General features: G+C 72.0%; 14 protein-coding genes and 1 other RNA gene. 8 read left to right on the forward strand and 7 right to left on the reverse strand.

The features are described 5' to 3' along the window. Window positions 1–57 precede the first annotated feature (57 nt). Both ACTFAP_RS06410 and ACTFAP_RS06415 read left to right on the forward strand, forming a co-directional pair. A complete protein-coding gene (locus ACTFAP_RS06410) occupies window positions 58–1,329 on the forward strand; it encodes a glutaminase (protein WP_500468442.1) in 1,272 nt (423 codons plus the stop codon). 106 nt (window positions 1,330–1,435) lie between these two features. Then, entirely contained in the window at window positions 1,436–2,278 is an 843-nt protein-coding gene (locus tag ACTFAP_RS06415; protein ID WP_495683781.1) for an alpha/beta fold hydrolase, read from the forward strand. 134 nt (window positions 2,279–2,412) lie between these two features. Here the strand turns inward: ACTFAP_RS06415 and ACTFAP_RS06420 are convergent, their stop codons facing one another. Further along, window positions 2,413–3,165, reverse strand: a complete 753-nt coding sequence (locus tag ACTFAP_RS06420; RefSeq protein ID WP_495683782.1) for an SDR family oxidoreductase — start codon at window positions 3,163–3,165, stop codon at window positions 2,413–2,415. A gap of 143 nt (window positions 3,166–3,308) precedes the next feature. Between ACTFAP_RS06420 and ACTFAP_RS06425 the strand changes: the two genes are divergently transcribed. Both ACTFAP_RS06425 and ACTFAP_RS06430 read left to right on the forward strand, forming a co-directional pair. Continuing rightward, window positions 3,309–4,283 carry an AraC family transcriptional regulator gene (locus tag ACTFAP_RS06425; RefSeq protein ID WP_500468443.1) on the forward strand — a complete coding sequence of 325 codons (975 nt, stop codon included), beginning with the start codon at window positions 3,309–3,311 and terminating at the stop codon, window positions 4,281–4,283. A 155-nt stretch (window positions 4,284–4,438) separates the two neighbouring features. Next, complete coding sequence (locus tag ACTFAP_RS06430; protein WP_500468444.1) at window positions 4,439–5,116, forward strand: GOLPH3/VPS74 family protein; 678 nt, start codon at window positions 4,439–4,441, stop codon at window positions 5,114–5,116. A 95-nt stretch (window positions 5,117–5,211) separates the two neighbouring features. Here ACTFAP_RS06430 and rnpB read toward each other — a convergent pair. Then, window positions 5,212–5,620, reverse strand: an RNA gene (gene rnpB, locus ACTFAP_RS06435) — RNase P RNA component class A. 66 nt (window positions 5,621–5,686) lie between these two features. On the opposite strand from rnpB, the gene yaaA reads away from it, so the two are divergent. Then, entirely contained in the window at window positions 5,687–6,463 is a 777-nt protein-coding gene (gene yaaA, locus ACTFAP_RS06440) for a peroxide stress protein YaaA (RefSeq protein WP_500468445.1), read from the forward strand. Window positions 6,464–6,481: 18 nt separating this feature from the next. On the opposite strand, the gene ACTFAP_RS06445 is transcribed toward yaaA, so the two are convergent. The 3 genes from ACTFAP_RS06445 to ACTFAP_RS06455 are packed head-to-tail and all read right to left on the reverse strand — an operon-like array spanning window position 6,482 to window position 9,320. Continuing rightward, window positions 6,482–7,717, reverse strand: coding sequence for a bifunctional RNase H/acid phosphatase (locus tag ACTFAP_RS06445; protein ID WP_500468446.1), 1,236 nt, complete (start codon window positions 7,715–7,717; stop codon window positions 6,482–6,484). Further along, on the reverse strand, window positions 7,714–8,457 hold the full coding sequence (locus ACTFAP_RS06450; RefSeq protein ID WP_390117021.1) for a zinc ribbon domain-containing protein: 744 nt from the start codon (window positions 8,455–8,457) through the stop codon (window positions 7,714–7,716). Before ACTFAP_RS06450 ends, ACTFAP_RS06445 begins: the two co-directional genes overlap by 4 nt. Continuing rightward, window positions 8,454–9,320 carry a Nif3-like dinuclear metal center hexameric protein gene (locus tag ACTFAP_RS06455; RefSeq protein WP_200367517.1) on the reverse strand — a complete coding sequence of 289 codons (867 nt, stop codon included), beginning with the start codon at window positions 9,318–9,320 and terminating at the stop codon, window positions 8,454–8,456. The genes ACTFAP_RS06450 and ACTFAP_RS06455 overlap by 4 nt, the downstream gene beginning before the upstream one ends. A gap of 190 nt (window positions 9,321–9,510) precedes the next feature. On the opposite strand from ACTFAP_RS06455, the gene ACTFAP_RS06460 reads away from it, so the two are divergent. The 3 genes from ACTFAP_RS06460 to ACTFAP_RS06470 all read left to right on the forward strand — a co-directional run bounded on the left by ACTFAP_RS06460 (window position 9,511) and on the right by ACTFAP_RS06470 (window position 12,520). Next, a complete protein-coding gene (locus tag ACTFAP_RS06460) occupies window positions 9,511–10,656 on the forward strand; it encodes a hypothetical protein (RefSeq protein WP_500468447.1) in 1,146 nt (381 codons plus the stop codon). A 234-nt stretch (window positions 10,657–10,890) separates the two neighbouring features. Then, window positions 10,891–11,499 (forward strand): class I SAM-dependent methyltransferase, encoded by a 609-nt coding sequence (locus tag ACTFAP_RS06465; RefSeq protein ID WP_500469418.1) that lies wholly within the window; start codon window positions 10,891–10,893, stop codon window positions 11,497–11,499. Window positions 11,500–11,695: 196 nt separating this feature from the next. Continuing rightward, the gene (locus ACTFAP_RS06470; protein ID WP_495683788.1) at window positions 11,696–12,520 is read left to right on the forward strand and encodes a DUF5336 domain-containing protein; all 825 of its coding nucleotides are present in this window, start codon (window positions 11,696–11,698) and stop codon (window positions 12,518–12,520) included. 115 nt (window positions 12,521–12,635) lie between these two features. Here ACTFAP_RS06470 and ACTFAP_RS06475 read toward each other — a convergent pair whose 3' ends face one another. Then, the gene (locus tag ACTFAP_RS06475; protein WP_390116783.1) at window positions 12,636–13,724 is read right to left on the reverse strand and encodes a prenyltransferase/squalene oxidase repeat-containing protein; all 1,089 of its coding nucleotides are present in this window, start codon (window positions 13,722–13,724) and stop codon (window positions 12,636–12,638) included. Further along, window positions 13,721–14,449 (reverse strand): class I SAM-dependent methyltransferase, encoded by a 729-nt coding sequence (locus ACTFAP_RS06480; RefSeq protein WP_436981119.1) that lies wholly within the window; start codon window positions 14,447–14,449, stop codon window positions 13,721–13,723. Before ACTFAP_RS06480 ends, ACTFAP_RS06475 begins: the two co-directional genes overlap by 4 nt. Between the last annotated feature and the right edge of the window lie 7 nt (window positions 14,450–14,456).

Below are 14,456 nucleotides of genomic sequence, written 5' to 3' on the forward strand. Positions count from 1 at the left end.
GGGCGCACACCACCCGGTTCTCAGAGCGTGAAGATTGACATGGTGCATGGAGGACGAATGCGGCCCATCATTCCCGACTATCTGGCCGAGGTGCTGGGAGACGTGGAGCCGGACGCGTCCGGAAAGCTGGCGGAGTATATTCCTGAGCTGGCGGCAGCGGATCCCGAGCGACTCGGAGCGGCCTTCGCCACAATCGGCGGAGAAGTCTACGGTGTCGGCGACGCCAACACCGAGTTCACCATCCAATCGATCTCCAAACCGTTCGCCTATGCGTTGGCCCTGTCCGATCGCGGATTCGACTCCGTACTCGCCAAGGTCGGTGTCGAGCCGTCCGGAGAGGCGTTCAACGAGATCTCCCTCGAACGCGACACCGGGCGCCCTCTCAATCCCATGATCAACGCCGGCGCGATCACCGTGCACGCACTGACCGGGGCGGAGGACCTGAATCCGGCAGAGCGTGTGGAACGCGTACTCCACGGCCTCTCGGCTTTCGCCGGGCGCCGGCTGAGGATGGATGAGGCGGTATGCGCGTCGGAGATGGAGAGCGCGCACCGCAACCTCGCCATCGCGCACATGCTCCGCAGCCACGGCATCCTCACCGAGGATCCCCGGCCCATCGTGGACGGCTACGTCCGCCAGTGTTCCGTGCTCGTCACCACGCGGGATCTGGCCGTCATGGCCGCGACGCTGGCCAACCGCGGCATGAACCCTCTCTCGGGTGAACAGGTGGTTCCGGAAGCGGTGGTACGTCAGGTGCTGAGCGTCATGTTCAGCTGTGGAATGTATGACGCCGCCGGCGACTGGGCGACGCAGGTCGGCATTCCGGCGAAGAGCGGGGTGGCCGGGGGCCTGATCGGCGCGCTCCCCGGACAGATCGGTATCGCCACCTTCTCACCGCGACTGGACAGGCACGGGAACAGCGTTCGCGGGGTGTCACTGTTCGAGCGGTTCTCTTCGGACATGGGTCTGCATGTGATGGAGGTCCCCGCCGCCGCGCGTGCCGTCGTGCGGTCCAACCGTGTCGTCGGCAGCGGACCGGACGCGCTCCGGATCCTGCGGCTGCAAGGTGGCATCGGCTTTGCCGCCGCCGAGAGAATCGTGCGGGAAGCCGAGGTAATTGCGCCTTCCGAGGTCAGGGTGGCTCTGGACCTGACACGGGTCCATTCGATCGACGACGTGGCACGGCGCATGGTGCTGGAGGTCGCACGCCGACTGACGCTGGATGGCCACGACGTCTATCTGGTTGATCCGGAATCGATGATTCCCGATCCCGATCCCGGCGATGGTGGCCGCGTCACGGTCGTCGACACGTGGGGCGAGCTGACGTAACCACCGCGACCGCGACATCTCCGCTCCACCCTCCGTCAACACACACCGTTTTCACCCACATGATGTCGGCCGGCCCACGATTCGCCGGCCGGAAGGGGAAGCAACCATGGGTTACATCACCGTCGGCACGGAGAACAGCACGCCGATCGAGCTCTACTACGAGGATCAGGGTTCGGGGCAGCCGGTCGTCCTGATCCACGGCTACCCCCTGAACGGGCACAGCTGGGAACGCCAGACGCGCGAGCTGCTGGCCCAGGGCTACCGGGTCATCACCTACGACCGCCGGGGTTTCGGCCAGTCGTCGAAGGTGAACTCCGGTTACGACTACGACACCTTCGCCGCTGACCTGAACACGGTCCTTGAGACCCTGGACCTGCGCGATGTCGTCCTCGTCGGTTTCTCGATGGGCACCGGGGAACTCGCCCGCTACGTAAGCCGCCACGGTCATGGACGGGTCGCGAAGCTCGCGTTCCTCGCCTCGCTGGAGCCGTTCCTGGTTGCCCGCCACGACAATCCCGACGGGGTGCCGCAGGAGGTCTTCGACACCATCGCCGCGACCGCGAAGGCGGATCGGTACGCCTGGTTCAAGCAGTTCTACTCGGACTTCTACAACCTCGACGAGAACCTCGGTACGCGTATCAGCGAGGAGGTCGTGGCCGGAAGCTGGAACGTCGCGATCGGCAGCGCTCCTGTGGCCGCGTACGCCGTGGTGCCGGCATGGACAGAGGACTTCCGCGCCGACATCGAGGCGGTCCGTGCGAGCGGCAAGCCCGCACTGATCCTGCACGGTACGAAGGACAACATCCTCCCGATCGACGCCACCGGGCGCCGCTTCCACAAGGCGTTCCCCGAGGCCGACTACGTCGAGGTCGAAGGAGCGCCGCACGGCCTGCTCTGGACCCACGCCGACGAGGTCAACACCGCGCTCCGCGACTTCCTCGCGAAGTGACGGTGGATGACGCGCACGTGCCCTGACGGCTTCTCATGACGCGGGACCGCGTCATCGCCGTCGCGGGGGGCGTATGCGACGCCGAACCGCTGCCGAGGCGCCGCATACGCCCCTCATGGGACACGCACCCCACCTCAGGTCTGGTTCTCGCCGCCGTCGACGTAGACGTTCGAGCCGACGACATAGCTGCTCTGTTCCGAGGCCAGGAAGGCCACCACCGCGGCGGCCTCCTCGGGCCTGCCCATGCGGCCCTTGGGCACGGTCGCGGCGACCTTCTCCTTGATGGCCCGGGCGGTCTCCTCGTCGCCGAAGGCGGCGGTACCCCCGGGAGTCTCGATCCACGCCGGTGAGACCACGTTGACCCGGATCCCACGCCCCCTCAGCTCGGTTGACCAGGTCCGGGCGAAGGACCGGACGGCCGCCTTCGACGCCGCGTACGCGCCGAACGCCTCCATCCCGCGGTCGGCGGCCGTCGAGCCGACCAGGACGATCGAGGCTCCGTCGTTGAGCACCGGCAACGCCTTCCGCACGGTGAACAGCGTGCCTCTGGTGTTGACCGCGAAAGTCTGGTCGAAGTGCTCCTCGGTGGTCTGTTCCAGCGTCATGAACGAACCGGTCGCCGCGTTCGCCACGAGCACGTCCACACCGTGGCCTCGCGCCCGGACCGCCTCGTAGAGCCGGTCCAGGTCCTCCAGGTTCGCGATGTCGCCGACGACCGCGGTGGCCCGGTCCGCTCCAATGGTCTTGACGGCGGCCTCCAGTTCGGCCTCGCGTCGCCCGGTGACGAACACGTACGCACCCTCGTCCGCCAGCCGTGCGGCGGTGGCCAGACCGATACCGCTGCTGCCCCCGGTGACCACCGCCGTCTTGCCTTCCAGCTGTCCCATGTGGATGTCTCCATCACTCTCTCGATACCGATCCGTTCGACATCGATACTGCGGGAGATCGGGAGTACTATCCATGATGCACAGTCCGCCATTCTTTACGTATCGTCCAGGAGGTGTGGTGGGTGCTCGGATTCCGGGATCCGGTGGCTGACGCGATCGGTCTGCTCCGGCCCCGCACGGTGATCGGGCCCAGTCTCCGGGCCACGGGCGAGTGGGCGCTGCGCTTCGACACGTTCTTGCACGTGCGGATCGGTGGTCTCGTGCGCGGCACGTGCTGGTTGATCCTCGACGGGCACGAGCCGGTGCTCCTGCGAGAGGGCGACACCTTCATGCTGGGCAACCCGCCGCCCTACATGCTGGCCAGCACACCCGACGCGAGCCCGCGCCCCGCGGAGCGGGTGTGGGCGGGTGCCGAGGACGGGTTCGTGCGGATCGGCCCCGAGTCCGAGGAGGACCTCTACCTGTGCGTCGGGCACATCGCGTTCGACGACCGGAACGCGGCCCTCCTGACCGATCTTCTGCCGCCGCTGGTGATCGTCCGCGTGGGCGATCCTCACGGCGGACGGCTCGCGCAACTGATCGATCACCTGGCCACCGAGGTCGGGGTCTCCGCCGCCGGCGGCCCGCTGGTGCAGAACCATCTCGCGCAGATCCTTCTCGTGCACATGCTGCGTGCGCACGCCGGTCAGACGGACCGGCCCACCGGCTGGCTGGGTGCCCTGAACGAGGACGGCATCGGTGCCGCCCTGCGTGCCGTGCACGCGGATCTGGCCCACTCCTGGAGCCTCAGGGAGCTCGCCGAGATCAGCCACATGTCGCGTTCCGCGTTCGCCCAGGCCTTCAAGAGCCACGTCGGGATCCCGCCGTTGGAGTACCTGATCCAATGGCGCATGAGCCTCGCGCGCGACGCCCTGGCCCGCGACACCCTGTCGATCTCCGAGCTCGCGCGGGCCACGGGCTACCTGTCCGAGAGCGCGTTCAGTACCGCGTTCCGCCGCGTGGTCGGCTCATCACCCGCACAGTTCCGCAACCGGACACGGCAGCCGGCGCGCTCCACCGCGAACGGAAACCCGGAGGGCGGCCCCGGCCCGGCCGGGCCACTCACGCCCGCGACGTAGACACCGGCGCAGCGCCCGCCCGGCACCCCTACCGGCGAGAGCACGGAGAGGACAGGCATGCCGACCGCCATCTCGGTCGCGGGGAGGGCGAACCGCGCCCAGGGCAGCGCTGGTTGTACGACGCAAGGGTGAACGGCACCGCTCAAGGAGGAACCATGCGGGAAGAGATGTTGCTCGTCGAGGATTTGCTGCTCACGCTGATGGACGACACATCCGGGGCGATCGCCGGCGAGGGTACGTTGTACTACACGCTCGGAGGGGCCGTACTGGCCGAGCTCGCCCTTCGCGGCCATGTGACGGCCGCCGAAGGCGACACGGGACTGACCGGCCTCAAGGTGCAGGCCGTTTCCGGCCGTTCGATTGAGGACCCGCTGCTCCGGGACGCGTACCGGAAGACCGCCGAACGCACACGAGGCGTCCAGACGCTCCTTGTCGAGATCGGCGGGGAGCTGCGCGGCACGGTCCTGGACCGACTCGTCGACCGGGGCACGGTGAGCCGGGAACGCAAGCGAAGGCTGGGCCTTTTCCCCACGACGTCCCTGTCCGTGGCGGATACCCGGCACAAGGCCGAACTCCTGCGGGAGGTACGCGCCGCGCTGGTGGACGGGAAGGCGCCCAGCGACCGCACCGCGGTGCTGATCGGGCTCATCTCCGCCAGTGGCAGCCTGCCCAGCCTCCACCCCACCATTCCGTGGTCGGGGAAGGTCTACGAGCGCGCGAAGGAATACGAGAAGGGAGCCTGGGGAGCGGACGCGGTCAACGCCGCCGTGACACGCACGATGGTGGCGATCACGGTGGGAACCGCCGTCGCCGTGACCGGCGCCGCCGACTGAGGCGGGATTCCGGCACGGCCGGAGGAACCGGTGGAGAGTGGCGCACCGCCACCGGCCGTAGTGGCCGCTGCGAGGAGCCGCCCCCGGAGAGACGGCAGACGAGTCGGGCTGTACGCCGGGTTCTGTTCCCGCCCCCGGAGGGGTGGGTGGCGGTCATCCATCTAGGGCTGCCGTCGCCGACAGCCTCCAGCGGTCTACCCGCGGACTCGGGCGGGCCGCCCTCAGTCATCCGCGCGAGGCCATCGCCGATGGCCCCTTCTTGACCTTGCTCCGGGTGGGGTTTACCGAGCCGGCCGGGTCACCCCGGTCGCTGGTGGTCTCTTACACCACCGTTTCACCCTTACCGGGTGCCGTTCGCACGGCCCCGGCGGTCTGTTTTCTGTGGCACTGTCCCGTGGGTCGCCCCAGGTAGGCGTTACCTACCACCCTGCCCTGTGGAGCCCGGACGTTCCTCGGCGGCACCCGGCCTGAACCGGACACCAACGCGACCGCCCGCGCGACTCGTCTGCCGCACCTCCCACCCTACCCGGCGTACCCTGCTGCTTTGCGCCCCACAGAGGAGACCCGATCGTGCTCGTACTGCTGCCACCGTCCGAGGGCAAGGCCGCCGGCCCCGAACGCGGGAAGCCGGTCGAGCCGGGGACGCTGTCCCTGCCCACGCTGACGGCGGCCCGCGAGACGGTGCTGAACGAGCTGACCGCCCTGTGCGCCGCCGACCCCGACAAGGCCCGCACCGTCCTGGGGCTCGGTGAGCGGCTGGCCGGCGAGATCACCAAGAACGCCACCCTGCGCACCGCGCCCGCCGCACCGGCCGGCGAGGTGTACACCGGCGTGCTGTACGACGCGCTCGGGCTCGGCACCCTGGAGCCCGCGGCCCGGCGGCGGGCCGGGGAATCGCTGCTGATCTTCTCCGGGCTGTGGGGCGCGCTGCGCGTCACGGACCGCGTCCCCTCCTACCGCCTCGGCGCCGGGGTCAGGCTCCCCGCGCTCGGCGGCCTGGCCGCCTACTGGCGCCGCCCGCTCGCCGAGGCCCTGCCGCCCGCCGCCGCGGCGGACGGCGGCCCGCTGCTCGACCTGCGCTCGGCCGCCTACCGCGGGATGTGGAAGCCCACCGGCGACCTCGCGGCGCGCACCGTCACGGTGCGGGTGCTGCACGCCCCGACCCGGACCGTCGTCAGCCACTTCAACAAGGCCACCAAGGGCCGGGTGGTGCGGGAACTGCTGAGTGCGGGCGAACTGCCCGGCACCCTCCCGGAACTGACCGCCGCGCTGCGCGACCTCGGCTACACGGTGGAGCGGCCGGCCGGCGACGACCGGCAGCTCGACATCGTGGTGGACCAGGTCTGAGCGCCCCGGCCCCCGCGCTCAGCGCCAGGCGGGGGCCGCCGCGTACGGGCCGAGCGGGCCGGAGCCGTCCACCGTTCGCAGGTGCGCGGTGTCGTTGAACAGCCGCATCGAGGCGTGCCCGTCGTTGTAGTACGTCACCGCGGACAGCGCCGCCGGGGACAGCTCCATCCGGAACATCGCCTCGGTCGGCGCGCCGAGCGCCAGCCGCAGCAGCGACTTGATCGGCGTGACGTGCGAGACCAGCAGCACCGTCCGGCTCGCGTACCGGGCCATGATCTTGTCCCGGGCCACCGCCGTACGCCGCGCCACGGCCGCGAGGCTCTCGCCGCCGCCGGTGGGTTCGGCCTGGGCCGAGGCCAGCCAGCGTGCCAGGTCCTGCGGGTGCCGCTCGTTCACCTCGGCGAAGGTCAGACCCTCCCAGGCGGCGAAGTCGGTCTCGCGCAGCCCCGCCTCGATCCGCACCTCCAGGCCGAGCCGGTCGGCGACGGCCTGTGCCGTCTGCCGGCAGCGGCGCAGCGGGGAGGCGACGATCGCCTCGATGCGCCGCCCCTCGGGGGCGGCGGCCAGCGCCACCGCCGCCGCCTCGGCCTGCCGCACGCCGGCCGGGGCCAGTTCGGGGTCGGCGTCCCCGGTGCTGCCGCTGCCGCTGAACCGCTTCTCGCGGGTCAGCGCCGTCTCGCCGTGCCGCAGCAGCACGAAGGTCGTGCCCGGGCCCTGGTCCGCGCCCCAGCCCACGGCCGGGGTGCCGACGGTGGCCGCCTCGGGCTGGGTGGGCTCGGGCCGGTCCCGTACGGCGGGTTCGGCGGTCAGCGCCTTCGACTCGGAGGGCTGCCAGCTGCGGCCCTTGGCCGCCGCGTCCATCGCCTCGTTCGCCAGCCGGTCGGCGTGCTTGTTGCGCTCTCGCGGCATCCACTCGTAACGCACCGCGTCCGAGGGGAAGATGTCGCGGGCCTCCACCGCCAGCGGCCGCATGTCGGGGTGCTTGATCTTCCAGCGGCCCGACATCTGCTCGACGACCAGCTTGGAGTCCATCCGCACCAGGACGGTGGCGGCCGGGTCCAGCGCGTGCGCCGCCCGCAGGCCGGCGATCAGCCCCCGGTACTCGGCGACGTTGTTGGTCGCCCTGCCGATCGACTCGGCGGTCTCCGCCAGCACTTCACCGCTGGCGGCGTCCAGCACCAGCGCGCCGTACCCGGCCGGGCCCGGGTTGCCCCGGGACCCGCCGTCCGCCTCCACGATGAAGCGGCGGCTCACAGGCCGGACTCGGGGGTACGGACCAGGATCCGGCTGCAGTTCTCACAGCGCACGACATCGTCGGCGGCGGCGGCCTTCACCTCGTTCACCACCGTGACGTCGAGTTCCAGGCGGCAGCCCTCGCAGCGCCGCTGGTACAGCCGTGCCGCGCCGACGCCGCCCTGCTTCTCGCGCAGCCGGTCGTACAGCTTCAACAGGTCGGCGGGCACGCCCTCCGCGATCTGCTCGCGCTGCTTGCGGACGGTGTCCTCCTCGGCGCCGATGCCGGCCAGCGCCTCGTCGCGGCGCTCGACCAGCTCCGCCTCCCTGGCCTCCAGGTCGGTGACGGCGGTGGCCAGTTCGGCGGCGCGCGCCTCGGCTGCCTCCTGCCGCTCCATGACCTCCAGGACAACGGTCTCCAGGTCGTCCTGGCGGCGGGAGAGCGAGGCGATCTCGCTCTGCAGCCCGGACAGGTCCTTGGGGTTGGTGACCAGGCCGGAGTCCAACCGCTCCTGGTCGCGGGCGGCCCGCTTGCGTACCTGGTCGACGTCCGCCTCGGCCTTGGCCTGCTCGCGGGCGGTGTCGCTGCTCTCGGTGCGGGCGGCCACCAGCAGCGCGCGCTGCTGGGTCAGTTCGCCCTCCAGGGCGCGGATCTCGGCGTGCTGGGGCAGGTTCTTGCGCTGGTGCGCGAGCTGGGTGAGCCGGACGTCCAGGTCCTGGACGTCGAGCAGCCGGATCTGATCGACGGGCGCGGCTTTCAGTTGGGGGCTCCCGGGGTGGTGTTGGGGTCGGATGATGCGTGCGCGGTCCAGGGGTCCGTGACCCGGTGGGAGACGTGCGTGCGCAGCCCCCAGCCGTGCCGTTCGGAGACCGCGTCCAGTTCGGCGGCGGCCAGCGCGCACCAGGGCCACTCGGTGGCCCAGTGCGCGGCGTCCACCAGGGTCAGCCCGGTGTGCTCGCGGGCCTCGGAGGCGGGGTGGTGCCGCAGGTCGGCGGTGACGTACGCGTCGACGCCGGCCGCCCGGACCGCCGCGAAGAGGCTGTCCCCGCTGCCGCCGCAGACCGCGACCGTACGGATCGGGCGGTCGGGGGCGGCCGGGTCGGCGGCCACGCGGACGCCCTGCGCGGTGGCGGGCAGCCGCTCGGCGGCGTACCGGGCGAACTCGGCGGGGGTCAGCGGCCGGTCGAGCGCGCAGATCCGGCCGAGTCCGCGCCGTCCGGCCGGGTCGGTGGGGTCGGGGATCAGGGGCCCGGTGACCCGCAGATCGAGGGCGCCGGCGAGCGCGTCGGAGACGCCGGGGTCGGCGCGATCGGCGTTGGTGTGGGCGACGAACAGCGCCACATCGTGTTTGATCAGCTGGTGGACCACGCGCCCCTTGAAGGTGTCGGCGGCCACCGAAGTGGTACCGCGCAGATACAAGGGGTGGTGGGTGATGAGCAGCTGGGCACCGCGTTCGATCGCCTCGTCCGCGATCTCCTGGACCGGGTCGACGGCGAACAGCACGCGGGAGACGGGGGCTTGCGGATCACCGCAGACCAGGCCCGTGGCGTCCCAGTCCTCGGCCAGCGCGGGGGGCCACAGAGCGTCGAGCGCGGAGATGACATCGGAGAGTACGGGCGGCACGCGCTCAGGCTACCCGGCCCCGCGCCCGCCCGGTTTCCGGTGCGGCCCCGGGCCGGCCCGGCCGATGCACACCCCACCCAGGTTGATCTTGCAAACCCCGCTGGGTCACCCTTATGCGTGAAGCGGAGCACGGCGGGTTGTTCGGTCGGCGCGCGAAATCTACCGTCCTGGCCTGGAGGTGAGCGATTTCATGATGTCGATCGCGGCGGACGGATCGTACGCCGCCCGGCTCGTACGGGCCCCGGGCGGGGCGGAAGACGCCTGGTACACGGAACGCTGGACGCTGGACGGGCCCGAACCGTACGCCGTTCCGCTGCCCGCGGGCCAGCCGGAGGAGCCGGACAGCCCGGTGCAGCCGCTCGCGGACGGCCGGGTGCTGATCGCCCGCTACGCGGACGGCCACTACCACTTGGCGCTGCTCTATCCCTCCGGGCCCGAGACCGGTGAACTGCCGCTGGGCGCGCTGGAGTCGTCGGGACGGCTGCGGCTGCTGCCGCCGGCCCCCGACGGGGCGCGGGTGTACGCGCTGGTGGCGGACGAGGCCACTGGTGAGACGGCGCTGTGGCTGGTGTGCGGCGGGGCGTTCGGCCCGGAGCCGGTGACCCGGGTCCCGGGCCACTGCTCGGGCGGCGCCTGGCTGGACGCGGGCGGCCGGCTGCTGGCCCTGGACCGTACGGACCCGGCGACCGGCCACACCCGCACGGTGACGGTGGACGTGGAGGGCGGCGGGCTCCCGAGCGAGCTGCTGCGGATCACCGAGCACAGCAACGACCGGCTGCTGCTGGCCGACCCGGACAGCGGGCTGCTGATGGTCGTCTCCGACGCCCCGGGCGAGGACCGCATCGGGTGGGGGGTGCTCGGCAGCCGGCTGCCGGTGCGCTTCCCCGAGGCGCTGCATCCGGACGGTGTGGCGATAAGACCGTTCGCCGTGCAGCCGGGGCAGATGCTGACGCCCGAGGCGTGCGCGGTGGCGCTGGAACTGTCGGCGCCCGAGGTGGGCGTGCGGTGGGTGGCGGTGTGGCGGGCGCAGCAGCGCGAGGTGCAGCCGATAGCGGCACCGGAGGGCTGGCTGGCGGGCGTCGGGCGGTGGACGGCGGCCGGGGAGCTGCTGCTGCCGTACGCGACGGAGGAGTTGCCGTGGGGTCTGGAGCGGGTGGCGGTGCCCGTTCCCGAGCCGCAGCCGCTGCGGCCCGCGCCGGAGACGGCGGTGCCGTACGAGCCCGGTGGGCAGGAGGCGTCCGGAGGGCACGGACCGCCGGCGTCCGCGGCGCCGGCGAACCAGGGCGTCACCAAGCCCGTGCCGTTGCACCACTCGCCGCTGGCCCGGACCGACTGATCGGGCCGCCGGGTTCGCACGGCGCGGTGGGCCGGTGGGTCGGTCGGGCGGGTGCTTCCGGCGGTCCGACCGGTCCGTGCCGGGACCCCAGGGCGCGGCTGTCGGCGGGATGGTGCAGCATGGTGGCCACGGACAGCTCGCGGGGGCGGGCAACGGGGACCGTAGGGGGACGATGTGTCCGAAGCCGAGGACACCACGGACATCTTTGACCACGTCCGGCGGGCCAGGGGTTTCATGCCGCTGGACGAGGGCCGGGCGCTGCACGGCGCCGCCGTGGAGGCCGCCGCCCGGCTGGGGCTGCCGCTGCTGGAGATCGGCAGCTACTGCGGCCGGTCCACCCTGCTGCTGGCGGACGCCGCGCGCGCCGCCGGTACGGTCGCGGTCACCGTGGACCACCACCGCGGCAGCGAGGAACAGCAGCCGGGTGAGGAGTACCACGACCCGGCGACCGCCGACCCGGCGGATCCCGGGCGGATGGACACGCTGCCGCTGTTCCGGCACACCCTGGCCGAGGCGGGCGTGGAGGAGTACGTGGTGGCCGTCGTCGGCGGCTCGGCCCGGGCGGCGAGCGCCCTGGGCGGGGGCGGCGGCGGACGGTACGGCCTGGTGTTCATCGACGGCGGGCACTCCGACGCCCAGGCCGTGGAGGACTACGAGAGCTGGGTGCCGCAGCTGGCGGTGGACGGCCTGCTGGTCATCCACGACGTGTTCCCCGACCCGGCGGACGGCGGCCAGGCCCCGTACCGGATCTGGCGGCGGGCGGTGGAGTCGGGGGCCTTCGCGGAGGTCTCCGTATGCCGTTCGCTGCGGGTTCTGCGCCGGACCGTTTCCGACCGCGTCTGAGCAGGTGGAAGGACCTTCCCGGCACACGATGTTCGGACGCTGTGGGGAAAGTCACGACAACATCACAAGCGTGCCGTCTGGGAAACAGATCAGCCCTCCCCACGGACCGGCGGCGGACTTCATCCGTACGATGGGCCCGCCTAGTGTCTGACCAGACCATGACGACGAGACCGACAAGACCGACGAAGGATCTGACGTGAACAACCGCTCGCTCACCCGAGGCGATGCAGTGATTTTCGGAGCAGCGGTCCTGCTCTTCATCGCCTCTTTCCTTGATTACTGGACGCCCGGCGAGGGCGGCGGCAGCGGCAAGAGCGGCTGGTCGAACTTCTGGTTCCCGGTGCTGCCCTCCGTCTTCCTGGCCGGCTTCGCCGCGGCGGGCCTGATCGCCCTCGCCCGCTTCGCCCCGCAGTTCCAGAGCAAGGAGTTCGTGGGGCTGAAGTTCGACCAGTGGGGTACGGCGCTGGCCGTCTTCACCGGCTGGTCGGCACTGTGGGTGATCTTCGCCAACCCGACGGGCATGGGGGATTACCTGGACATGGGCCCCGGCGCGATCATCTCCCTGATCGCCGGCCTGGCGATGGCCGCCGGTGCGGTGCTCACCCACCTGGTGCCCGCGTTCAAGGCCCCCCTCATCCCCGCCGGTAACCCCAACCCGCAGCCCACCTACGGTCAGCCGCAGGCCTACGGTGCACAGCCCGGTCAGCCCCAGCCCGGTCAGCCGCAGGCCGGTTACGGCTACCCCGGCCCGGGTGCGCAGCAGCCGCCGTACGGTTCGCAGCCCGGCGTGAGCGCCGTGCAGCAGCCGGCCGCCGCCGACCCGAACTTCCAGCCGTTCTGGTTCGCGGTGCCCGCCGCCCGCCCGCTGTACGACGAGAACGGCGCGCCGACCCCGGTCGCCGAGCTGGCGCCCGGTACCTGGTATCTGGCCGTCGAGCAGCGCGGTCAGGCCCTGGTCGCCCAGACCCAGGACGGCCGTCGCGGCGTGCTCCAGGACACCTCCGGGATCCAGCGCGGCTGAGTCGGGCCGGTAGGCCGGAGCAGGTCTGGCAGACAGACACACGAGGGCGGCGGGCCGGCAACGGCCCGCCGCCCTCGGCCGTGTTCCGGCCCGGCGAACTCGCGCCACCCCCGGTTCAGGACCGGTCGCAGCACTCCTCGGCCTCCAGGCCGCGCGGCAGCCCCGCGCCGCCGAAGACGGCCCCGGTGGCCTCGTCCCCGGTGAGCGCGGCCACCGCCAGCAGGACGGATCCGGCCGTCCACGCGGTGCGTTCGCGCGGCCAGATCGCCTCGTCCGCGTACACGTACCCGGTCCAGTACAGCCCGTCCGGCGCCCGCAGATGTCCGATCCAGCGCAGGACGCTCGCGGCCCGCTCGCTGTCGCCGACCGCCCACAGGGCCAGCGCCAGCTCGGCGCTCTCCCCGCCCGTCACCCACGGGTTGGTGGACACGCAGCGCACGCCGAGCCCCTCGACCACGAACTCCGGCCAGCGGTCCTCGATCCTGGCCCGCCCGGCCGCACCGCGCAGCGCGCCCGCGAGCACCGGGTAGTACCAGTCCATCGAGTAACTCGACTTGTCGAGAAAGCACTCGGGGTGGTGCCGCAGTGCGTGCCCGAGCCGCCCGGTGGCCAGCTCCCAGTCCGGCTGCGGGTCGTCCCGCAGTTCGGCCAGGGCCAGCGCGCAGCGCAGCGCCTGGTGGATCGAGGAGCAACCGGTGAGCAGGGCCCCGTCGCAGGCGCTGCCGTCCGGGTCCCGGCGCCAGCCGATCTCGCCGCCCTCGCGCTGGAGTTCCAGCACGAATTCGACGGCCGCGTACACGACGGGCCACATCCGTTCCCGGAACTCCTCGTCCCCGGTGGCGAGATAGTGGTGCAGGACGCCTGCCGCCACGTAGGCGCAGAAGTTGGTCTCCTTGCCCCGGTCGGTGGGCCGGGCGGCGTCGCCGTCGGCGTAGGCGGCGTACCAGGAGCCGTCCGGCAACTGGTGCCGGGCGAGCCAGTGGTAGGCGGCGGCGGCGCGGCGGTGGTCGCCGGCCGCGTCCAGGGCCATGGCGGCCTCGATGTGGTCCCAGGGGTCCAGGTGGTGCCCCCGGAACCACGGTATGGCGCCGTCCGCGCGCTGGATCCCGGCGATGGCGGCGGCGGTGACGGCGGCCTGGTCGGCGGTGAACACACCGGGCAGCACGAGCCGTTCCGTGCCGTGCCCGGTGTCCTTTCCGCTCACGCGCGCACCTGCCGCCGGGGCTTGGTCGCGTACACCACGAAGCTCTTGCCGATGAGCGGGTTCAGCACGTCCTCGGCGAGCCGGGTCGCCAGCGGCTTCTTCATGATGTCCCACACGAGCAGCTTGTGGTACGCGCGCACCGGCAGCGCCTTGTCGTTGTCCACGCCGAAGGCGCACTTGAGCCACCAGTACGGCGAGTGCAGGGCGTGCGCCCAGTGGCTGCCGTACGGGCGCAGGCCGGCCTCCCGGACGCGGGCGAGCAGTTGGCGCGGCCGGTAGATGCGGATGTGGCCGCCCTCGACCTGGTGGTAGGCGTCGCTGAGCGCCCAGCACACCCGCTCGGGGCCGTACCGGGGCACGGTGACGGCGATCCGGCCGCCCGGCTTGAGCACGCGGACCAGTTCGGCCAGGACGCCCTTGTCGTCGGGGATGTGCTCCATGACCTCGGAGATGATGACGGCGTCGAAGGTGGCGTCGGCGAACGGCAGCGCGAACGCGTCGCCCTCGATGGCGACGGCGCTCGCCGCGGCCGGTGCCTCGCCCGCCTCCCGCATGGCGGCGAGCCAGCCGGCCACCGTGCGGACCTCCTCGCCGTTGCGGTCCAGGGCGACGATGTGGGCGCCGCGCCGGTAACACTCGAAGGCGTGCCGTCCCGCACCACAGCCCAGATCCAGGACGCGGTCCCCCGGGGCGATCGGGAAGCGGGTGAAGTCCACGGTCAGCACCGGGCGG

This window comes from Streptomyces sp. PH9007, from assembly GCF_059813725.1.

Coding starts and splice junctions, on each gene's coding strand:
- ACTFAP_RS06410 (WP_500468442.1), top strand. CDS start 58: ATGCGGCCCATCATTCCCGACTATCTGGCCGAGGTGCTGGGAGACGTG.
- ACTFAP_RS06415 (WP_495683781.1), top strand. CDS start 1,436: ATGGGTTACATCACCGTCGGCACGGAGAACAGCACGCCGATCGAGCTC.
- ACTFAP_RS06420 (WP_495683782.1), bottom strand. CDS start 3,165: ATGGGACAGCTGGAAGGCAAGACGGCGGTGGTCACCGGGGGCAGCAGC.
- ACTFAP_RS06430 (WP_500468444.1), top strand. CDS start 4,439: ATGCGGGAAGAGATGTTGCTCGTCGAGGATTTGCTGCTCACGCTGATG.
- ACTFAP_RS06460 (WP_500468447.1), top strand. CDS start 9,511: ATGATGTCGATCGCGGCGGACGGATCGTACGCCGCCCGGCTCGTACGG.
- ACTFAP_RS06465 (WP_500469418.1), top strand. CDS start 10,891: ATGCCGCTGGACGAGGGCCGGGCGCTGCACGGCGCCGCCGTGGAGGCC.